The 20,640-nt window shown below is 72.0% G+C and carries 21 protein-coding genes; 19 read left to right on the plus strand and 2 right to left on the minus strand.

Going from position 1 to position 20,640, the window contains the following annotated elements; all coding sequences use genetic code 11:
* Nucleotides 1–100 precede the first annotated feature (100 nt).
* The 9 genes from ACZ3I4_RS38470 (at nt 101) to ACZ3I4_RS38510 (ending at nt 11,294) form a co-directional block, all read left to right on the plus strand.
* Entirely contained in the window at nt 101–430 is a 330-nt protein-coding gene (locus tag ACZ3I4_RS38470; protein ID WP_465387035.1) for a DUF167 domain-containing protein, read from the plus strand.
* Nucleotides 427–1,971 (plus strand): potassium/proton antiporter, encoded by a 1,545-nt coding sequence (locus ACZ3I4_RS38475; protein WP_465387036.1) that lies wholly within the window; start codon nt 427–429, stop codon nt 1,969–1,971. Before ACZ3I4_RS38470 ends, ACZ3I4_RS38475 begins: the two co-directional genes overlap by 4 nt.
* A 291-nt stretch (nt 1,972–2,262) precedes the next feature.
* A complete protein-coding gene (locus tag ACZ3I4_RS38480) occupies nt 2,263–2,697 on the plus strand; it encodes a TraR/DksA family transcriptional regulator (protein WP_465387070.1) in 435 nt (144 codons plus the stop codon).
* A gap of 29 nt (nt 2,698–2,726) precedes the next feature.
* A complete protein-coding gene (gene lspA / locus ACZ3I4_RS38485; protein ID WP_465387071.1) occupies nt 2,727–3,287 on the plus strand; it encodes a signal peptidase II in 561 nt (186 codons plus the stop codon).
* Between the two features lie 41 nt (nt 3,288–3,328).
* Nucleotides 3,329–4,213 (plus strand): RluA family pseudouridine synthase, encoded by an 885-nt coding sequence (locus ACZ3I4_RS38490; protein WP_465387072.1) that lies wholly within the window; start codon nt 3,329–3,331, stop codon nt 4,211–4,213.
* Between the two features lie 17 nt (nt 4,214–4,230).
* Entirely contained in the window at nt 4,231–5,232 is a 1,002-nt protein-coding gene (locus ACZ3I4_RS38495) for a hypothetical protein (protein ID WP_465387037.1), read from the plus strand.
* A gap of 147 nt (nt 5,233–5,379) precedes the next feature.
* A complete protein-coding gene (locus tag ACZ3I4_RS38500) occupies nt 5,380–6,876 on the plus strand; it encodes a MinD/ParA family ATP-binding protein (protein WP_465387038.1) in 1,497 nt (498 codons plus the stop codon).
* Between the two features lie 79 nt (nt 6,877–6,955).
* On the plus strand, nt 6,956–10,489 hold the full coding sequence (dnaE, locus tag ACZ3I4_RS38505) for a DNA polymerase III subunit alpha (protein ID WP_465387039.1): 3,534 nt from the start codon (nt 6,956–6,958) through the stop codon (nt 10,487–10,489).
* Between the two features lie 55 nt (nt 10,490–10,544).
* On the plus strand, nt 10,545–11,294 hold the full coding sequence (locus tag ACZ3I4_RS38510; protein WP_465387040.1) for a hypothetical protein: 750 nt from the start codon (nt 10,545–10,547) through the stop codon (nt 11,292–11,294).
* Here the strand turns inward: ACZ3I4_RS38510 and ACZ3I4_RS38515 are convergent.
* The gene (locus ACZ3I4_RS38515; protein ID WP_465387041.1) at nt 11,291–11,998 is read right to left on the minus strand and encodes an LON peptidase substrate-binding domain-containing protein; all 708 of its coding nucleotides are present in this window, start codon (nt 11,996–11,998) and stop codon (nt 11,291–11,293) included. The genes ACZ3I4_RS38510 and ACZ3I4_RS38515 overlap by 4 nt on opposite strands.
* 140 nt (nt 11,999–12,138) lie before the next feature.
* On the opposite strand from ACZ3I4_RS38515, the gene hisD reads away from it, so the two are divergent.
* The 7 genes from hisD to priA are packed head-to-tail and all read left to right on the plus strand — an operon-like array spanning nt 12,139 to nt 16,954.
* Nucleotides 12,139–13,461 (plus strand): histidinol dehydrogenase, encoded by a 1,323-nt coding sequence (gene hisD / locus ACZ3I4_RS38520; RefSeq protein WP_465387042.1) that lies wholly within the window; start codon nt 12,139–12,141, stop codon nt 13,459–13,461.
* Nucleotides 13,458–14,522 (plus strand): histidinol-phosphate transaminase, encoded by a 1,065-nt coding sequence (locus ACZ3I4_RS38525; RefSeq protein WP_465387043.1) that lies wholly within the window; start codon nt 13,458–13,460, stop codon nt 14,520–14,522. Before hisD ends, ACZ3I4_RS38525 begins: the two co-directional genes overlap by 4 nt.
* Complete coding sequence (gene hisB, locus ACZ3I4_RS38530) at nt 14,519–15,130, plus strand: imidazoleglycerol-phosphate dehydratase HisB (RefSeq protein ID WP_133872264.1); 612 nt, start codon at nt 14,519–14,521, stop codon at nt 15,128–15,130. The genes ACZ3I4_RS38525 and hisB overlap by 4 nt, the downstream gene beginning before the upstream one ends.
* On the plus strand, nt 15,130–15,276 hold the full coding sequence (locus tag ACZ3I4_RS38535) for a hypothetical protein (RefSeq protein ID WP_465387044.1): 147 nt from the start codon (nt 15,130–15,132) through the stop codon (nt 15,274–15,276). Before hisB ends, ACZ3I4_RS38535 begins: the two co-directional genes overlap by 1 nt.
* Nucleotides 15,276–15,890 carry an imidazole glycerol phosphate synthase subunit HisH gene (gene hisH, locus ACZ3I4_RS38540; protein ID WP_465387045.1) on the plus strand — a complete coding sequence of 205 codons (615 nt, stop codon included), beginning with the start codon at nt 15,276–15,278 and terminating at the stop codon, nt 15,888–15,890. Before ACZ3I4_RS38535 ends, hisH begins: the two co-directional genes overlap by 1 nt.
* Nucleotides 15,891–15,895: 5 nt before the next feature.
* Nucleotides 15,896–16,216, plus strand: a complete 321-nt coding sequence (locus ACZ3I4_RS38545) for a hypothetical protein (RefSeq protein WP_465387046.1) — start codon at nt 15,896–15,898, stop codon at nt 16,214–16,216.
* 18 nt (nt 16,217–16,234) lie between these two features.
* Entirely contained in the window at nt 16,235–16,954 is a 720-nt protein-coding gene (gene priA / locus ACZ3I4_RS38550; RefSeq protein ID WP_465387047.1) for a bifunctional 1-(5-phosphoribosyl)-5-((5-phosphoribosylamino)methylideneamino)imidazole-4-carboxamide isomerase/phosphoribosylanthranilate isomerase PriA, read from the plus strand.
* Here priA and ACZ3I4_RS38555 read toward each other — a convergent pair.
* Entirely contained in the window at nt 16,920–17,828 is a 909-nt protein-coding gene (locus ACZ3I4_RS38555; RefSeq protein WP_465387048.1) for a LysR substrate-binding domain-containing protein, read from the minus strand. The two genes, priA and ACZ3I4_RS38555, sit on opposite strands and share 35 nt — an antisense overlap.
* A gap of 72 nt (nt 17,829–17,900) precedes the next feature.
* Between ACZ3I4_RS38555 and ACZ3I4_RS38560 the strand changes: the two genes are divergently transcribed.
* Genes ACZ3I4_RS38560 through ACZ3I4_RS38570 form a run of 3 tightly spaced genes read left to right on the plus strand, consistent with a single transcriptional unit; the run spans nt 17,901 to nt 20,438 of the window.
* A complete protein-coding gene (locus ACZ3I4_RS38560; RefSeq protein ID WP_465387049.1) occupies nt 17,901–18,776 on the plus strand; it encodes an EamA family transporter in 876 nt (291 codons plus the stop codon).
* Entirely contained in the window at nt 18,773–19,534 is a 762-nt protein-coding gene (gene hisF, locus ACZ3I4_RS38565; RefSeq protein WP_465387050.1) for an imidazole glycerol phosphate synthase subunit HisF, read from the plus strand. The genes ACZ3I4_RS38560 and hisF overlap by 4 nt, the downstream gene beginning before the upstream one ends.
* 10 nt (nt 19,535–19,544) lie before the next feature.
* On the plus strand, nt 19,545–20,438 hold the full coding sequence (locus ACZ3I4_RS38570; RefSeq protein WP_465387051.1) for an aminoglycoside phosphotransferase family protein: 894 nt from the start codon (nt 19,545–19,547) through the stop codon (nt 20,436–20,438).
* The last annotated feature ends 202 nt before the right edge of the window (nt 20,439–20,640 follow it).

The raw sequence follows: 20,640 nt of genomic DNA on the forward strand, positions 1-20,640 counted from the left end.
CCGGTCATGCCGTGAGCGCGGCTCAACGGGCATGGGGGCCGGTGGGAAAGGGCAGGAAGCCGGGCCTCCCCGGGACGGGCGTCGATCGGCACAATGAGGCATGGTCAAGCGCCGCGTGCCCCCGCCCGACGAGAACGTCCTCGCCGTGCCCGTGCGGGTGCGCCCGGGCGCCGGCCGCAACCGGGTCGGTGGCCGCTACGAAGGACCGCACGGCCCCGCCCTGATCGTCGCCGTGGGCGCCCCGGCCGTCGACGGCAAGGCCACCGAGGCGGTGCGCCGCGCGCTGGCCGGCGCGCTCGAGGTGCGGCCGGCCGATGTGGAGCTGCGGCTCGGCGCGACGAGCCGCGACAAGGTCTTCACCGTCGCCGCGGCCGGTGACGAGGTCGCCGGACGGCTCGCCGCGCTGCGGGACGGTACGGCCGGCCGGTGACCGGCGGGCTGGACTACGCGCTGCTGATCGGCGCCGCGGTCCTCCTGGTGGCGGTGGCCGCCGTCCGGGTGTCGACCCGGGTCGGCCTGCCCAGCCTGCTGGTCTATCTGGCGATCGGCATGGTGATCGGCGAGGGCGGTCTGGGCATCCGCTTCGACGACGTCGAGCTGACCCGCACGCTGGGCTTCTGTGCGCTCATCATGATCATCGCCGAGGGTGGACTGACCGCGCGGTGGTCCACCTTGCGGCCGGTGCTGGGCTTGGCCGCCTCGCTGGCCACGGTCGGTGTCGCGGTCAGCATCGCGGTGGTCGGCCTCGCGGTCCACCTGATCCTGGATTTGCCCTGGGCGCTGGCCCTGCTCTACGGCGCGGTGCTGTCGTCGACCGACGCCGCGGCGGTCTTCGCCACCCTGCGCCGGCTGCGCTTGCCGCCGCGGCTGGTGGCGACGCTCGAGGCCGAGTCCGGCATGAACGACGCGCCCGTGGTGCTGCTGGTCGTGCTGCTCAGCGCGGACATCTCGGAGATGCATCCGTGGTGGTACGAGCTCGGCCTCGTCAGCTACGAGCTGCTGGCCGGCGCGGCCATCGGCTTCGCGGTCGGCGCGGCCGGGCGCTGGCTGCTGCGCCACGCGGCCCTGCCGTCGGCCGGGCTCTATCCGATCGCGGCGGTGGGTCTGACGGTCCTCGCGTACGCCGCCGGGGCCGTGGCCCACGCCTCCGGGTTCCTCGCCGTCTATGTCGCCGGGGTGGTGCTGGGCAACGGCCGCATCCCGCACCGCCGGGCCATTCTCGGGTTCGCCGACGGCCTGGCCTGGGTCGCCCAGATCGGCCTGTTCGTGCTGCTCGGCCTGCTCAGCTCGCCCAGCCGGCTCGGCGAGGCGCTGGTTCCGGCCCTGGTCGCGGGGGTGGCGCTGGTCCTGCTGGCCCGCCCGCTGTCGGTGGTGATCTCGGCCGTGCTGGCCCGCCCGCTGCGGGGCCCGCGGCGCCCCGGCAACCGGGTGGGCTGGCGGGGGAGCGCGTTCCTGTCGTGGGCGGGCCTGCGCGGCGCGGTGCCGATCGTGCTGGCCACGATCCCGCTCTCGGTCGGCACACCGGGCGCGCGGGGCCTGTTCGACGCGGTCTTCGTGCTGGTCATCATCTTCACGTTGCTGCAGGCCAGCACCCTGGGACCGGCCGCGCGCCTGCTCGGGGTGACGGCGCCGGGCGAGGCGGCCGAGGTGCGGATCGAGACCGCCCCGCTCGAGCGGATGAACGCCGACCTGCTGCAGCTCGACGTGGCCGAGGGGTCCCGGCTGGCCGGGGTGCACATCGACGAGCTGCGCCTGCCCGAGGGCGCCTCGGTGACCCTGGTGGTGCGGGACGGCTCCGGTTTCGTGCCCGGCCCCGACACCCGGCTCCGCGCCGGCGACGCCCTGCTGATCGTGGCCACCGCGGCCGCGCGCGACGTGGCCGAGCGGCGTCTGCGGGCGGTGAGCCGCCGGGGCCGGCTGGCCCGCTGGTTCGGCGAGGAGGGCGGCGAGGACCCGGCGTCGGGTATTTGACGCGTCTTTCACAGAGTTTTATGCCGAATGAGGCGCATGATCCGATACGGGCTGTTGTCGGTCCGGTATACGTTCCGTATCCTTGCCACCCTCGAAGAGTGCGCGGCGGGTCGTTCGGCCGCGCCGTTTTCGCAGGTGGGGCAAGATCTACTGCGCGGCCGCGCGGGACCGGGGCGTGAGCCGGTCGCCGGGTGGGCAGAACAACGACAGAAGAAGCCGGCGGGCGCCCGGGGGACGCCACCGGCTCAAGGGACGCTGACCGCCGCGTGGCGCGCGGCTGAGGGAGCGACGATGGCCAAGGCAACCGGCACCAAAGCGGCCGCAAGCGGTAAAACCGGGGACAAGGGCGCCGTCCGGCGGACCCGTAGTGCCGCCGAGACCGAGAAGATCCGGGTGGCTCTCGTCGAGCGGCGTGACGAGCTGCAGGCCGAGTACGACACCTCGATCACCGAGATCACCGAACTGCAGCGCGGCCGCCTCGACGACTCGGCCGGTGACGACCAGGCCGACACGGGCACCAAGACGTTGGAGCGTGAGCAGGAAATCACTCTGGCCAACAATCTGCTGGAGCGCATCACACAGGTGGAACGCGCCATCGACCGGCTCGGCGAGGGCAACTACGGTTGGTGCGAGCGATGCGGCAACGCGATCCCGGTCGAGCGACTGGCGGCGTTCCCGTCCGCGACCCTCTGTGTGTCTTGCAAGCAGCTGGAGGAACGACGCTGAACGCCGACGACCAGGCCGGAGCGACCACGGTGGACGAGCCGGAGCCGGGCCCGGGCCCTAGGTTCACCGGCCGCGCCGTGGCGGTGCTGGGCGCCACCGCTGTGCTGGCCGTGGCCCTCGACCAGTGGGTCAAGTGGCTCTCCACCGAGAATCTGGACGAGGGCAACCCGGTCCGCATCCTCGGTGGCCTCATCTATCTGTCGCTGCTGCGCAACAGCGGGGCGGCCTTCAGTTTCGGCAGCGACCACACCTGGGTCTTCCCGGTGATCACGCTGGTCGTCATCGGCTGGATCGGCTGGATGGCGACGCGGCTGCGGTCGGTGCCGTGGGCGCTGGCCCTGGGCCTGGTGCTCGGCGGCGCCCTGGGCAACCTGGGTGACCGGCTGTTCCGCGCCCCCGGTTTCCTGCACGGTCACGTGGTCGACATGATCAGCGTCTTCGGGCCGTACGCGGAGTATTTCGCCGTTTTCAACATCGCGGACAGCTGCCTCAGCGTCGGCGTCGTGCTCGCGGTGCTGCTCGAGCTCACCGGCCGGCAGCGGGACGGCAGCCGGATCTCCGTACGGAAAAAGAAGGAAGAGACCCCGTGAGCTCCCAGCGGTCCCTGCCCGTGCCCGACGGCCTCGACGGGATGCGTCTCGACCAGGCCGTGAGCCGGTTGTTCGGGCTGTCCCGCACGGCCGCGGCGACCCTGGTCGAGTCGGGTGACGCGCTGGTCGACGGCTTCCCGCGCCCCAAGTCCGACAAGGTCTCCGCGGGCTCCTGGCTCGAGGTCACCCTGCCCGCGCCGGTGGCGGCCCCGGTGTTCGAGGCCCGGCCGGTGCACGGCCTCCAGGTGATCTACAGCGACGACGACATCGTGGTGGTCGACAAGCCGGTCGGCGTGGCCGCGCACCCGAGCCCGGGCTGGACCGGCCCGACCGTGGTGAGCGGGCTGGCCGCGATGGGTCAGAACGTTGCCACCAGCGGCGCGGCCGAGCGGCAGGGCGTGGTGCACCGGCTCGACGTGGGCACCACCGGCATCATGGTGGTGGCCAAGAGCGAGATGGCGTACAGCGCGCTCAAGCGGGCCTTCAAGGAACGCGAGGTCGACAAGCGCTACCACGCCGTCGTGCAGGGCCACCTCGACCCGCTGCGCGGCACGATCGACGCCCCGATCGACCGGCACCCGACGGCCGACTACCGGTTCGCCGTGATGTCGACCGGCAAGCCCAGCGTCACCCACTACGACACGGTCGAGGCGTTCCGCTCGGCCAGCCTGGTCGACGTCAAGCTCGAGACCGGCCGCACCCACCAGATCCGGGTGCACTTCTCGGCGCTGCGGCACCCCTGCGTGGGCGACCAGCAGTACGGCGCCGACCCGACGCTGGCCGCCCGGCTCGGGCTCAACCGCCAGTGGCTGCACGCCCGTGAGCTGTCCTTCCTGCACCCCCGTACGCATGACGAGGTCCGCTTCGTCAGCGACTACCCCGACGACCTGAAGCACGCGCTGAGCGTGCTGCAGGACGCGAGCTGAACTGAGAAGCGGACACCGTGAGGGCCGCGGAACGAGTTCGGGGGCCCGTCCCGCACGGCGCCCCCGCGGTGCGCACGGCGGCCACGGTCGCGGCCGTGTCGGCCGGTGTTCTGCTGCTCGGCCTGATCTGGGTGAGCCGGCGCGACGCCGTCCCTCCGGAAGACCGCACCGACGTCGTCCGCGTCGGTGTCGTCCAGGGCCAGTCGGTGCCCGGCTATCTCGATGCCACCCGCAGCGAGATGTCCGTCCTGACCGACCCGTCGGCGCCCGCGGCCGGGGAGACGTGGGCGCTGGTGAGCCTGGACAGCTACGTCGGGCCCGGAGTGCTGCCGGGCCTGCTCTCGGGCACGGCGGTGGCTCAGGTGTACGCCCGGGTGCCGTTGCCCGAGGCGCACACTCCCGTGGTCCGGATCCAGGTCTACCGGCTGCCCGCCGACGTGATGACGGGGATGCTCGACACGGCCCTGGCCCGCGACCGTGAGCACGCCGAATACGAGCAGCTGGCCCGCCGGATCACCGGGGAGGGCGAGAATCAGCAGCGCGCCCGGCGGGCGTACGCGGTGGCCGCCCGGACGGCGGCGGAGGAGGCCTCGGCGTACCGGTCGGGCTGCTTCTGTGTCTTCGCCGCCGTGGTGCGGGCGGCGCCGTCCGCGTTGCGCGGGCTGGCCGGCCGGTCCGGTGTGCGCGCGGTCGACCCCGCCCCCGAGGTCCGGCGTCTCGACCGGACGGAGTTCCGGCCGCCGCTGCCCGAGCAGACCGGCACGGTGCCGCCCGAACCGACCCGCTCGCCGGCTGTGCCAATGGCCACACCGGGCATTGCTTCCCGCCCGCCCGCGCCGATAGTGTCGTCGCCCGGGGCGCCTGTGACATCTGCCTCATCGGACGTCGCCCGGCGTACGACCCCGTCTTCCACCCCGGCACCGGAGGAGCGTTCTGCCGTACCCTCTGCCTCGGACGCGACTCCTGCTCACGATGCGACCCGCCGTTCGGCAGCACCTTCAACCCCGCCCGGACGTTAGTTTCTTCGTCCGCCGGGGCCGCGGCCGATGAAGGCCGGGGTTCGGGAGAACGGGCAGTGGCCCGATCGGGGTTAGCTCCGTAGCCTGTCAGGGGCGAGCGCCCGGGCGTGGGCGTCACCGAAAGCATTTGTGCAGGGAGGACGAGCCGTGGACGGGACCGAGACCGGCTGGGGCCGGCCTGCGGAACCAGCCCCGCGATGGCGGGCGCTGCTCGACCGCGCCCGGCACGGTTCCCGGCAGGCCGACGAGCAGTCCGAGCCGGAACGTGAGGCCCAGCCCGGACAGCAACAGCAACCCCCGCAGCAGTACGGGCAGCCGCTGCCGACCCGCCGCCCGGTCAACCCGCTGGATACCCGCGGGCAGTACGGCGCCGGCCGATACGAGGCGCCCCGCCAGCCCGAGCAGGCGCCGCAGTCCGAGCCGCGGCCGATGCCGCAGCGGCCGATCAATCCGCTCGACCCGCGCTGGCAGGCCCGCCAGCCCGAGCCGGACCGCCCGGCCGACCTCAACGGCGGCGCCCGCCGGGCCGCCGCGCCCCCGCCCGCCGCTCCGGCGCCGCCGGTCGAGGAACCGCACAGCTTCTTCAGCCCCTCGGCCCGCCCGCCCGCGGCCCCGCCGCCCGGCCGTGACTATCCCCAGGTGCGGGGCTCGGCCGCCCCGGTCATGCCGGTTCAGCAGCCGGTCATGCCGGTCCAGCAGCCGCCGGTGATGCCGGTCCAGCAGCCGATGATGCCCGTGGCGCAGCCCCCGATGATGCCGCCGCCGGCGCCGGTCGCGCCGCAGCCCACCTCGCCCGCCCCCGCGCGCATCGAGTGGCGTCAGGGCCGCAGCGACGACGAGCTCGAGCGGGCCGTCGCGGTGATGCGCCGCAAGCTCGGCAAGCCGCGGGTGCTCGCCTTCGCCAACCCCAAGGGCGGCGTGCACAAGACCACCGCCACCGTGCTGGCCGCCGCCACCATCGGCAGCGTCCGGGGCCGCGGCGTGCTCGCCTGGGACGACAACGAGCTGCGCGGCACGCTCGGCCTGCGGGCCGGCAGCGCCCGCCACGCCCGCACCATCAAGCACCTGCTGGCCGACCTGCTGGAGATCGAGAACCTGCACGGCGAAGGGCTGCTGCAGGAGCTCGACGGCTATCTGCGGCACGCCTCCGACGGGTCCTACGACGTGCTCGCCGGCGAGGAGAATCCGCGGTTCGCGGCCCGGCTCGACCAGGCCACCGTGCGCCGGGTGATGGACCTGCTGCGCCGCACCCACGACGTGATCTGCGTCGACACCGGCAACAACGTCGAGAGCGTCAACTGGCAGACCGTCATGCGCCAGGCCGACCAGCTCGTGATCACTACCGTGCCGCGCGAGGACGCCGCGTTCACCGCCGACTGGATGCTCGACGTGCTCGACGACAGCGGCATGGGTGACCTGGTCTCCAACGCGGTGACGCTGATCTCGTGCCCGTCCCCGGGGCCGCTGCCGCTGCTCAACGATTTCGCCAAGCACTTCGCCACCCGCACCCGCGCGGTGGCCATCGTGCCCTACGACCAGGCGCTCGAAGTGGGCTCCTCGATCGAGTACGCGGACCTCCAGCAGGAGACGCGTACGGCGTGGCTCAAGGCCGCCTCTGTGATGATCGAGCCATTCGCGGAGTAGCCCGGTGTGGGGGTGCCGGATTGTCGGTGGGGCCTACTAGAGTCGCTCGGGTCGTCCATACAACTTAAGGGGGCCCGGGGTGTCTGACTCGTTCGTGCATCTCCACGTGCACACCGAGTATTCGATGCTCGACGGGGCGGCCCGCGTCAAAGAGTTGCTGGCCGAGGCCAAGCGGCTGGGCATGCCCGCCGCCGCCATCACCGACCACGGCAACATGCACGGGGCGTACGACTTCTACACCCAGGCCAAGGCGGCCGAGGTCATTCCGGTGATCGGCGTCGAGGCCTACGTCGCGCCCGACTCGCGTGACAACAAGAGCCGCGTCAAGTGGGGCCGGCCCGAGCAGAAGAGCGACGACGTCTCGGGTAACGGCGCCTACACCCACATGACCATGTGGGCGCGCAACGCCGTCGGCCTCAAGAACCTGTTCCGCCTCAACTCGCGCGCCTCGATCGAGGGTCAGCTCGGCAAATACCCGCGCATGGACTTCGACATCATCGCCGAGCACGCCGAGGGCATCATGGGCACCACCGGCTGCCCGTCCGGCGCCGTGCAGACCCGCCTGCGGCTCGGCCAGTTCGACGAGGCGCTCAAGTCGGCGGCGAAATATCAGGAAGCCCTGGGCAAGGACAACTACTTCCTCGAGATCATGGATCACGGGCTGTCCATCGAGAAGCGGGTCCGCGACGGCCTGCTCGAGATCGGGCAGAAGCTGGGCATTCCGCCGCTGGTCACCAACGACTCGCATTACACGCACGAGGCGCAGGCCACGGCCCACGACGTGCTGCTGTGCGTGCAGACCGGCAGCAACGTGGCCGACCCCAACCGGTTCCGCTTCGACGGCGCGGGTTACTTCGTGAAGTCGGCCGACCAGATGCGCGCGGTCGACTCGTCCGAGGCGTGGCAGGACGGCTGCCGCAACACGCTGCTGGTGGCCGAAAAGGTCGACACCGACGGCATGTTCACCTTCAAGAACCTGATGCCCCGGTTCCCGATCCCCGAGGGTTACACCGAGGAGGAATACTTCCGCCACGTCGCGTTCGAGGGCCTGCGCAACCGGTTCCCCGGCGGCATCCCCGACACGCACATCAAGCAGGCGGAGTACGAGCTCGGCGTGATCATCCAGATGGGCTTCCCGGCCTACTTCCTGGTGGTCGCCGACTTCATCCAGTGGTCCAAGCGCAACGGCATCGCGGTCGGTCCCGGCCGTGGCTCGGCCGCGGGCTCGCTGGTGGCGTACGCGATGGGCATCACCGACCTCGACCCGCTGCCGCACGGCCTGATCTTCGAGCGGTTCCTCAACCCCGAGCGCATCTCGATGCCCGACGTCGACATCGACTTCGACGAGCGCCGGCGCGGCGAGGTCATCAAGTACGTGACCGAGCGCTGGGGCGACGACAAGGTCGCCCAGATCGCCACGTTCGGCACGATCAAGGCCAAGGCCGCGATCAAGGACTCGGCCCGCGTGCTGGGTTACCCGTTCGCGGTCGGCGACCGGATCACCAAGGCGCTGCCGCCCGACGTCATGGGCAAGGGCATCCCGCTGTCCGGCATCTTCGACAAGGAGCACAAGCGCTACAGCGAGGCGGGCGAGGTCCGCACGCTGTACGAGACCGATCCCGACGTCAAAAAGGTGATCGACACCGCGCGGGGCATCGAGGGCCTGATCCGTCAGACCGGTGTGCACGCGGCCGGCGTCATCATGTCGGCCGAGCCGATCATCGATCACATCCCGCTGATGCGCCGGCCGGCCGACGGCGTGATCATCACGCAGTTCGACTACCCGACGTGCGAGACGCTCGGCCTGCTCAAGATGGACTTCCTGGGCCTGCGGAACCTGACGATCCTCGACGACGCGGTCAAGAACATCAAGCTCAACCACGACCTAGACCTCGACCTGCTGGCGCTGCCGCTGGACGACCAGGCGGCCTACGACCTGCTGGCCCGCGGCGACACGCTCGGCGTCTTCCAGCTCGACGGCGGGCCGATGCGGTCGCTGCTGCGGCTGATGAAGCCCGACAACTTCGAGGACATCTCGGCCGTCCTGGCCCTGTACCGTCCCGGCCCGATGGGCGTCGAGTCGCACACCAACTACGCGCTGCGCAAAAACAAGCTTCAGGACATCACGCCGATCCATCCCGAGCTGGAGGAGCCGCTGCGGGAGATCCTCGAGCCGACCTACGGCCTGATCGTCTATCAGGAGCAGGTGCAGCGGGCCGCGCAGATCCTCGCCGGTTACACCCTCGGCCAGGCCGACCTGCTCCGCCGGGCCATGGGTAAGAAGAAGAAGGAGATCCTCGACAAGGAGTTCGGCCCGTTCCGCGACGGCTGCCGTCAGCACGGCTACTCCGACCAGGCGATCCAAGCAGTGTGGGACGTGCTGGTCCCGTTCGCGGGCTACGCGTTCAACAAGGCCCACTCCGCGGCGTACGGCCTGGTGTCGTACTGGACGGCCTATCTGAAGGCGCACTACCCGGCCGAATACATGGGTGGTCTGCTGACCAGCGTCGGCGACGACAAGGACAAGATGGCGATGTATCTGGCCGAGTGCCGGCGCATGGGCATCCAGGTCCTCCCGCCCGACGTCAACCAGTCGGCCGGCCCGTTCACCCCGGTCGGCAAGGACATCCGGTTCGGTCTGGCCGCGGTGCGTAACGTCGGCAACAACGTGGTCGAGGCGATCGCCCGCTGCCGCACGGAAAAGGGCGAATATGCGGACTTCTACGACTTCCTGTCGAAGGTCGACGCGGTCGCCTGCAACAAGAAGACGATTGAATCGCTGATCAAGGCGGGCGCGTTCGACTCGATGGGCCACAGCCGCAAGGGCCTGCTCGCCGTGCACGCCGAGGCCATCGACGCGTACGCGGACGTCAAGCGCAACGAGGCGGCCGGCCAGTTCGACCTGTTCGGGGCGTTCGGCGACACCGAGGGCGGCAGCGCGGCCACGGTGGCCATGCCGTCCATCGGCGACTCCGAGTGGGACAAGCGCGACAAGCTGGCCTTCGAGCGCGAGATGCTCGGCCTCTACGTCAGCGACCACCCCCTCGCGGGCCTCGAGCAGTTGCTGCACAACGCGGCCGACACGACGATCGCCGCGCTCAACGAGGAAGGCTCGGTGCCCGACGGCCAGGTCGTCACGCTGGCCGGCATCCTCACCGGCGTGCAGCGCCGCATCACCAAGCAGGGCCGCGCCTGGGCCTCGGCCACGCTCGAAGACCTGGCCGGCGGCGTCGAGGCGCTGTTCTTCCCGAACACCTACGAGGTGATCGGCCAGTTCATCGCCGAGGACGCGATCGTCGTGGTCAAGGGCCGGGTCGACCGGCGCGACGACACCCCGCGCATCATGGCGATGGACATGTCGCTGCCCGACGTCAGCCACAACCCGGACAGCAAGCCGATCACGCTGACCATGCCGATCACCCGGTGCACGCCGCCGCTGGTGTCCGAGCTCAAGGAAATCCTGACCAGCCACCCGGGCGACTCCGAGGTGCACGTTCACCTGCAGAACGGCAGCCGCACGACGGTGCTGCGGCTGGGGGCGGTGCGGGTCGCGCCGACCCCGGCGCTGCGGGCCGACCTCAAGATGATCCTCGGCCCGTCCGCGGTGGGCTGACGCTCGTGATCGGGCACGCGGGACGCCGGGGCACGGCACCTGGCAGGATCGTAGGGTGAACGCGAGTCAGGAACCGGCGCCGCATCAGCCCGCCGAGCCGCCCGAGGCCGGCCTGAGCTACGGCGCGCCCGACGGCGGGGGCTACGGGCTCGCGCATCCGTCGGGCCCGGTCGAGGAGCGCGGCGGCTTCGGCCGGGCGTGGAACATGCGCATGTCGTCGCACCGGCCGTGGAAGCGCACGCTCGCCGTGTCGGTCGCCTGCTTTCTGACCATCGTGGTGCTCGGCGGCCCGCTGGGCCTGCTCTGGCGCGCGCTGGCCCCGTCCGTGCCGGTGATCGACGCCGGCCAGGGCGGGATCGTCATCAACGACCCCTCGCCCGAGGAGTTCATCGCCGCCGACGGCTGGTTCACGCTGCTAGGTCTCGGGTTCGGGCTGCTCGTGTCGATCCTGGCCTGGCTCGTGCTGCGCCGCGACCGCGGCCCGTTCCTGCTGCTCGGGGTCGTGCTGGGCACGCTCGGGGCGGGCTGGCTGGTGGCGCCCTGGGTGGGCGAGATGATCGGCCGCTCCGACTACGAGCGCTGGACCGACTCGGCCCAGCAGGGTGCGACCTATCTGGCGCCGCCCGAGGTGCACGCGCTCGGCCCGACGCTGGTGCCGGCCTTCGCCGCGGCGATCGCGCTGACGCTGATGGCCGGCTGGTCCAACGACCCCGACCTCGACCAGCCCGGCGCCAAGCCCGGCTACGGCCCCAACGACGAATACGCCGCCCCGGAACCGCCTTACGAGGGTTATCAGCCCCGCTAGTTCGGGCTGGCCGGGCGGGCCAGGTCGCTGAGCGGGACGGGCACGGCCCGCACCCGGGCCAGCAGACCGGCCTCGCGGTTGAGCAGCTTGAGCTCGGTGCGCAGGCGGGTCGCCGTGTCGGGCGCGGCCAGCAGCAGCTGACGCTCGTCGGTGGTGAGCTGCGCGGTCGCCGCGATCAGGTGCGACAGCACGGTGGCGTCGCCCGGCACGGCGTCGAGCACCTCGGAATCGGGGCGCAGCAGCTCCAGATAGGCCCGGAAGGCGGCCAGGGCCCGCGGCGCCAGCAGCTCGGCCGTCTCGTCGGGGGACTCGTCGGGCAGCCACTCGACGTCGGCCGTCAGATAGGGCTCGTCACCCTGGCGCACGTCCTTGAGCGTGAACCGGCGCCGGCCGACCGTCATGATGTCGTAGCGACCGTCGGGCAGCTCGGTGACCTGCCGCAACTCGGCCGTGCAGCCGGTCGCGTAGAGGTCGTCGACGGCGATCGGGGCGGCCTCGGGCGCCGGGCCGTCGGCCCCGTCGGACCCGGGCGCCTCGGCCCCGCGGCGCAGCGTCACCACGCCGAACTCGTGCGGCCCGTCCTCGGGGCTGGCCACCAGCTCGCGTACGAGCGTGCGGTATCGCTCCTCGAAGATGTGCAGGGGCAGCACCAGGCCGGGAAAGAGCACCGTACCCAGCGGGAACACCGGCAGCCGATTGCTCACGAGCTCAGCCTATCGGTCGGCCCCTCATGGTCAACCCGTCGCGCCCGCGTCACCACGCCGGGTGGTGTTCTTCGTCCCACGTCTCGGGCCGGCCAGCGGCGACGACTCTTCCGCCGGGGGCTCCGCCTAGAATTGGCGGCGTGCTGAATCGGATCGACCTGCGCGGCTCCTCCCGGGACCCGCGCGGTCTGCTGCCCCGTGCCCAGCTCGACGTCTCCGCGGCCGTCGAGCAGATCCGCCCGGTCGTCGAGGGCGTCCATCAGCATGGCTTCTCCGCGATCCGCGAGGCCACGCAGCGGTTCGACGGCGTCGAGCTCGACCGGCTGCGGGTGCCCCCGGCCGCGATCGCCGCCGCCGCCGAGACGCTCGAACCCGACGTACGGGCGGCTCTCGAAGTGGTCATCGAACGCGCTCGCAAGGTGCACGCCGACCAGCGCCGCACCGATGTGACCACCAAGGTCGTCGACGGCGGCACGGTCACCGAGCGCTGGATCCCGGTGCGCCGGGTCGGCCTCTACGTGCCCGGCGGCCTCGCGGTCTATCCGTCCACCGTGGTCATGAACGTGGTGCCCGCGCAGGTGGCGGGGGTCGAGAGCCTGGTTGTGGCCAGCCCGCCGCAGAAGGAGAACGGCGGCCTGCCCGACTCCCGGGTGCTGGCGGCGTGCGCGCTGCTCGGCGTGACCGAGGTCTACGCGGTCGGCGGCGCCCAGGCGATCGCCATGCTGGGTTACGGCTCCGACGGCGCCGACGAGGGTGACCGCTGCGAGCCGGTCGACGTGATCACCGGCCCCGGCAACATCTGGGTCACCGCGGCCAAGCGCATGCTGCGCGGCTCCGTGGGCATCGACGCCGAGGCCGGGCCGACCGAGATCGCGATCCTGGCCGACGACACGGCCGACCCGCGACACCTCGCGGCCGACCTGATCAGCCAGGCCGAGCACGACCCCCTGGCGGCCAGCGTGCTGGTCACCGACTCCGAGTCGCTGGCGGCGGCGGTCGACACCGAGATCGTCCGCCAGATCGCGGCCACGAAGCACGCCGCCCGGGTGCAGACCGCGCTGAGCGGCGAGCAGTCCGGCATCGTGCTGGTCGACGACCTCGAGCAGGGCCTGCGGGTGGTCGACGCCTACGCGGCCGAGCACCTCGAGATTCAGACCCGGGACGCCCGCGAGTGGGCGCTGCGGGTCCGCAACGCCGGCGCGATCTTCGTCGGGGCGTGGTCGCCGGTGTCGCTGGGCGACTACGCGGCCGGCTCCAACCACGTGCTGCCCACCGGCGGCTGCGCGCGGCACTCGTCGGGCCTGTCGGTGCAGTCGTTCCTGCGCGGCGTGCACGTCATCGAATACACCGAGGACGCGCTGCGCGACGTGGCCGGTCACGTGGTCGCGCTGGCCAACGCGGAGGATCTGCCGGCCCACGGCGACGCCGTCCGGGTTCGCTTCCCCGGCGGTGACGAGTCGTGACCTCGATCGACGACCTGCCGATCCGTGACGATCTGCGGGGCCAGAAGCCGTACGGGGCTCCGCAGCTCGACGTCGAGGTGCGGCTGAACACCAACGAGAACTCGTATCCGTTGCCCGGCGCGGTGGCCGACGCGATCGCCAAGGCTGTGCAGGCCGAGCTGCGCGACCTCAACCGTTATCCCGACCGCGACGCCGTCGCGCTGCGCGCCGACCTGGCCGGCTATCTCGGTCACGGCCTCACCGCGGCCAACACGTGGGCGGCCAACGGGTCCAACGAGATCCAGCAGCAGCTGCTGCAGGCGTTCGCCGGCCCGGGCCGCACGGCGCTGGGCTTCGGCCCGTCCTATTCGATGCACCCGCTGCTGGCCCAGGGCACCGGCAGCCGGTGGGTCGGGGCGCTGCGCGACGCCGACTTCGGGCTCACCCCGGCGGCGGCACGGGCGCAGATCGAGGAACACGACCCCGACGTGGTCTTCCTGTGCTCGCCCAACAACCCGACCGGCACGGCGCTCGACCCCGAGGTGGTCGCGGCCGTGCTCGAGACGGCCCGCGGCATGGTGATCGTCGACGAGGCGTACGCGGAATTCGCCCGCCCCGGCACCCCGAGCGCGCTCACCGTGCTGCCCGGTCACCCGCGCCTGGTCGTCACCCGCACGATGAGCAAGGCGTTCGGGTTCGCCGGCGGCCGCCTGGGCTATCTGGCCGCCGACCCGGCCGTCGTCGACGCGGTTCAGCTCGTGCGACTGCCCTATCACCTGTCCGCGCTCACCCAGGCCGCGGCCCGTGCCGCCCTGTCGCAGCGTGACGCCCTGCTGGCCACCGTCGAGGCGATCAAGGAGCAGCGTGACCGCATCGTCACCACGCTCCGCGAACGCGGTCTGCGGGTGGCCGACAGCGACGCCAACTTCGTGCTGTTCGAGGTGGGCGGCGACCAGAAGATCGCCTGGCAGCGCCTGCTCGACCGCGGTGTGCTGATCCGCGACGTCGGCCTGGCGGGCTGGCTGCGCGTGACCGCGGGGACCCCGGCTGAGACTGACGCATTCCTGGAGGCTTTGAAGTGAGCCGCACCGCGCGCATCGAGCGCGTCACCAACGAGACCAAGGTGCTCGTCGAGATCGACCTCGACGGCACCGGCAAGGGCGACCTGAGCACGGGCGTCGGCTTCTACGACCACATGCTCAACCAGCTGGCCCGGCACGGCGGCTTCGACCTCACGGTGCGCACCGAGGGCGACCTCGAGATCGACGCCCACCACACGATGGAGGACACGGCCATCACGCTGGGCGAGGCGTTCGCGCGCGCTCTGGGTGACAAGGCCGGCATCCGGCGCTACGGCTCGGCCACCATCCCGATGGACGAGGTGCTCGTGCGGGCCGCGGTCGACCTCTCCGGCCGGCCGTACATCGTGCACGACGAGCCCGAGCTCGCGCCGTACATCGGGCCGGTCTATCCGACCAGCATGACCCGGCACATCTTCGAGTCGTTCGGCCACGCCGCGAAGCTGACGCTGCACGTCAGCGTGCTCCGGGCGGCCCGCGACGGCGGCAAGCCGGACGCCCACCACGTCGTCGAGACGCAGTTCAAGGCGTTCTCCCGGGCCCTGCGCGAGGCCGTCGAGATCGACCCGCGCAACGCCGGTCAGCTGCCGTCGACCAAGGGCGTGCTCTGATGGCGATCGTCCTCTTCCTGCTGGCCGGCTTCCTGGTCGGCGGCGTGATCCAGCTCGTCCGGTCGGGCGCCACAAAGTTCAGCATCGGCCTGGTCGGGGTGCTCGCCGCCCTGGCCACGGCCGGCGGCATCCTGTGGTCGGTCTGATGACGAGCGTGGTGGTGCTCGACTACGGGTCGGGCAATCTGCGGTCGGCCGAGCGGGCCGTCGCCCGTACGGGCGTGGACGTCACGGTGACCAGCGACCTCGACGTCGCCGCCGCGGCCGACGGGCTGGTCGTGCCCGGCGTCGGGGCGTACGCGGCGTGCATGGCCGGCATCGAGGAGATCGACGCCGGTCCGATGATCGCGGCCCGGGTCGCCGCCGGTCGTCCGGTGATCGGCATCTGCGTGGGCATGCAGATCCTCTTCGAAGCGGGCGTCGAGCACGGCGTCGAGACCAAGGGGCTGGGCCTGCTGCCCGGCGTCGTCAACAAGCTGTCGGCCGAGCGCATCCCGCACATGGGCTGGAACACCGTCGACGTGCCCGAGGGCTCCCGGCTGTTCGACGGTCTCCCCGCCGATGCCCGGTTCTACTTCGTCCACTCGTACGCGGCCAACGATCTCGACGCGTTGAGCGAGGCCAAGGTGACCACGGCGAGCCACGACCGGCCCTTCGCGGCCGCGGTCGAGCTCGGCCCGCTGAGCGCCGCCCAGTTCCACCCCGAGAAGTCGGGCGACGCCGGCTACGCGCTCCTGCGCAACTGGGTCGCCGGACTGTAAAGGACATGTCCAAGGAGCGTGCCCGGCGGCGCGAGCAACGCCTCGCCGTGCTGGAGAAGGAGAAGGCCGCCCGCGCCCGCAAGGTGGCGCGGCGGCAGCGCCGGCGGCAGCTCGTCAAACGCCTGACCCCGCAGACCCGCAACGCCGGACGGCTGCACCGCCGCGGCCGGGGCGAGCGGATCGGCATCCTGCTCGTGCCGGCGGTGGCCATCGTCGCGGTCTGGCTGTTCGTGCCCGAATTGGCGCTGCGGATCGTGCTCACCGCGGTGCTCGTCCTCGCCGCGCCGGCCCTGGTGGTCGTCGTCCTCGGCCGCAAGGCCGGCTGAAATCCTCTGGAGAAGAACATGACGCTTGAGCTGCTGCCCGCCGTCGACGTCGCGGACGGTCAGGCCGTACGCCTCGTGCAGGGCGCCGCCGGCTCCGAGACGGCCTACGGCGACCCGCTCGAGGCCGCGCTGGCCTGGCAGAACGACGGCGCCGAGTGGGTGCACCTGGTCGACCTCGACGCCGCCTTCGGGCGCGGCTCCAACGCCGAGCTGCTGGCCGGCGTGGTCGGCCGGCTCGACGTCAAGGTGGAGCTGTCCGGCGGCATCCGCGACGACGAGTCACTGACCCGGGCCCTGGCCACCGGCTGCGCCCGGGTCAACATCGGCACCGCCGCGCTCGAGGACCCGGAGTGGTGCGACCGGGTCGTGGCCGAGTACGGCGACCGGGTCGCGATCGGCCTCGACGTCCGCGGCCGGACGCTGTCGGCGCGCGGCTGGACCCGTGACGGCGGCGACCTGTACGAGGTGCTGGCCCGCCTGGACAAGGCCGGCGCGTCCCGCTACGTCGTCACCGACATCACCAAGGACGGCACGATGCGCGGCCCCAACCTCGACCTGTTGCGCGAGGTGTGCGCCGCCACCGACAAGCCGGTCATCGCCAGCGGCGGGGTGTCCACCCTGGACGACCTGCGCGCGCTGGCCACGCTGGAGCCGGTCGGGGTCGAGGGCGTGATCGCGGGCAAGGCGCTCTACGCGGGCGCGTTCACGGTGCGGCAGGCTCTCGAGGCACTCGCGTAAGCCAGGCGGAACGCAGGGCCTCCACGGCCGCTCCGATCGCGGGGCGGGCCGCGGAGGCCTCCCGCCACGCCACCACCACCCGGCGCCGGGGTGCCGGATTGACCTGCACGACCCGTACGCCGGCCGGAAGCTCGGCCGACCGGGCGAGCCGGGGAATGATCGCGACACCGAGACCGGCCGCGATCAGCGTCAGCTGGGTCTCGAACTCGCCGACGTGGAAGTCGGGCTGCACGCCGGGCAGCACCCGCAGCAGCCATTCGTGGCAGATGTCGCCCGCCTTGGCCGCGATCCACCGCTCGTTCCCGAGCCGCGACAGGGTGACCGTGCCGCCCAACCGGTGCCCGCTCGGCACGATCAGGTCGGCCACGTCCCAGCCCAGCTCGATGTGCGTGACGCCGCCCGGATAGCGCAGCGCCACCTCGGGCCAGTCGTCGAGCACCGCCAGGTCGACGTGCCCGCGGTGCAGCATGTCGAGACCCTCGTGCGGGTTCACCTCGACCAGGCCGGTGCTCAGCTGGGGGTGCTCCGAGGCCAGGCGGTGCAGCCCGTACGGGAGGAGGGCCCGGCACGCCGTGGCGAACGCGGCCACGGTGAGCCGCCCGGTGACCGTGTCGCGGTGAGCCGCCAGAGCCGCCTCGGCCTCGTCCACCGTGGCCAGCACCTTCTCCGCATGCCGGGCCAGCACCCGGCCCGCCTCGGTCAGCCGCAGCCGTCGCCCGTCCTTCTCGACGAGTGTGGCGCCGGTCTCGCGTTCGAGCTTGGCCAGCTGCTGCGACACAGCCGACGGCGTGCAGTGCAGCGCCTCACTGGCCGCCAGCACCGTCTTGTAGCTGGCCACGGCGTGCAGGGCGCGCAGACGGCCCAGATCGATCATTCAGTCAGGCTACAACTTGGGTGTAGCAGTATTCGATGGTGCTTAACGGTCCGGTGGGCCGAGGCTGAGCTCATGAGACCACGGGACATCGGGCTGGCCGTCGCCGTCATGGCGGTCTGGGGCTTCAACTTCGTCATGATCGACGTCGGCCTCGACCACTTCCCGCCGCTGCTGTTCAACGCGCTGCGCTTCACCCTGGCCGCGTTCCCCGCGGTGCTGCTGGCCGGCCGCCCGCAGGTGCCGTGGCGCTGGATCGTCGCGGTCGGCCTGGTTCTCGGCGTCACCAAGTTCTCGCTGCTGTTCGCGGGCATGGCGGCCGGGATGCCCGCCGGGCTGAGCTCGCTCGTGCTGCAGAGCCAGGCCGTCTTCACGATGGTCTTCGCCGTGCTGCTGCTCCGCGAACGCCCGCGCCCGGTGCAGGTGGCCGGCCTGCTGGTCGCGGTGTCCGGCGTCGTCCTGGTGGCCACCCGGATGGGCGCCGCGTCCGGCGCGTTCCTGCTCATCGTGGGCGCGGCCGCCTGCTGGGGCCTGTCGAACATCGCCACCCGCAAGGCGTCCCCGCCCGACACGCTGCGGTTCATGATCTGGGTCAGCGCGGTCGCCTCGGGGCCGCTGATCGTCCTGTCGCTGCTGGTCGACGGTCCCTCGGCCGACCTCGCCGCGCTGCGCTCGTTCGACCTTCCGGCGCTGGGGGCGTTGTTCTACGTGGCGTTCGTGTCGACGCTGGCCGGGTTCGCGGTCTGGGGCCGGTTGCTGCAGACGTACGGGGCGTCGGCCGTCGCCCCGTTCACGATGCTCGTCCCGTTCTTCGGCATGGCGTCGGCCGCGGTGTTCCTGGGCGAGCGGATCTACGCCGTCGACGTCGCCGGGGGAGTCCTGGTGGTCGGCGGCATCCTGCTCGGGCTGGCCCGAATTCCGTCACGGCCGCTGGTTAGGGTGGAGGCATGACGGTTGCCGTGCGCGTGATCCCCTGCCTCGACGTGGACGCGGGACGCGTGGTCAAAGGGGTCAACTTCGTCGACCTGCGCGACGCCGGCGACCCGGTCGAGCTGGCCGCGGCCTACGACGAGGCCGGCGCCGACGAGCTGACCTTCCTCGACGTGACGGCGTCGTCCGATGATCGCGGCACGATGCTCGACGTCGTCCGGCGTACGGCGGAATCGGTCTTCATCCCGCTGACCGTCGGCGGGGGCGTGCGCTCGGTCGAGAACGTCGACGTGCTGCTGCGCGCGGGCGCCGACAAGGTGGGCGTCAACACGGCGGCCATCGCGCGGCCCGACCTGATCCGCGAGATCGCCGAGCGGTTCGGCAACCAGGTGCTCGTGCTGTCGCTCGACGTGCGGCGCTCCGGCGACCAGCCCAGCGGCTGGGAGGTCACCACGCACGGCGGCCGGCGCAGCGCCGGGCTCGACGCGATCGAGTGGGCCTCGCGCGTCGCCCAGCTCGGGGCGGGCGAGATCCTGCTCAACTCGATGGACGCCGACGGCACCAAGGCCGGCTTCGACCTCGACCTGATCGCCGCGGTCCGTGAGGTGGTCGACATCCCGGTGATCGCCAGCGGCGGCGCGGGCGCGGTCGAGCACTTCCCGCCCGCGGTGACCGCCGGGGCCGACGCGGTGCTGGCGGCCAGCGTCTTCCACTTCGGAGACCTGACCATCGGCGAGGTGAAGGACTCCCTGCGGCAGGCCGGCAACCCCGTACGGTGAAACGGTCTTCATGAGCCTCGGTCCGGCGCCGGAGCGCCTCGACGTCGCCGTGGACCAGGTGCGCCGCCTGGTCGAGAGCCAGTTTCCGCAGTGGGCCGGGCTGCCGATCCGTCCGGTGGCCGACGGCGGCTGGGACAACCGGACCTTTCACCTGGGGCCGCACCTGTCCGTACGCCTGCCCAGCGCGGCCGAATACGCGCTGGCGGTCGAGAAGGAGCATCGCTGGCTGCCGGTGCTGGGCGCTCGGCTTCCGCTGCCCGTTCCGGTGCCGCTGGTCCTCGGCTCGCCGGGAGAGGGATATCCGTTCGCCTGGTCGGTCTACGAGTGGATCGAGGGCGCGCCCGTGCGTGCCGCCCGGGATATCGCCGACCCGGTCCGGTTCGCGCTCGATCTGGCCGGCTTCCTGGCCGTGTTGCAGGAATTCGACCCGTCGGACGGGCCCGGGCCGGGGACGCACAACTGGTTCCGGGGCGGATCGCTGCGTACGTTCTCCGGGCTGGCCGAAAGCGCGCTGGCCGAGCTGGGTGGCCGCATCGACACCGGGCTGGCTCGCGAGATCTGGAACGACGCGCTGGAAGCGCCGCTCACCGGCCCGGTCACGTGGTTCCACGGTGACGTGGCCCCGGGCAACCTGCTGCTGCGGGACGGGAAGCTGGGCGCCGTCATCGACTTCGGCACGTGCGGCGTGGGCGACCCGTCGTGCGACTACGCCGTCGCGTGGACGCTGCTGACCGCGGCCGGTCGCCGCGCCTTCCGGGAACGCTTGGCGATCGACGACGCGGCCTGGACGCGGGGGCGGGGCTGGGCCCTGTGGAAAGGGCTGGTCATGTGCGCCGGGTCGCCCTCCGCGGACACGCGGCACGTGCTGGACGAGATCTTCACCGACTACCGGGCCCGGCACTGACTGGGAATGTACTGAGAAAACCCGGGCCGGACCGGTCCGGTCAAAACGGTCAATTCGTCGCTCTGGGGGACCCGGCGCTGCGCGGCGGGCACGTTTCACGTCGTGAGACGGCCGGCCCGGGCGGTCGATAGACTTGGCGGAAGATCCCCGGTCGCGGCCGGTGCGGGGGCCGCACTAGCCCTGCCGCCGCCGGGCCAATACC

This window comes from Actinoplanes sp. NPDC021490, from assembly GCF_055562135.1.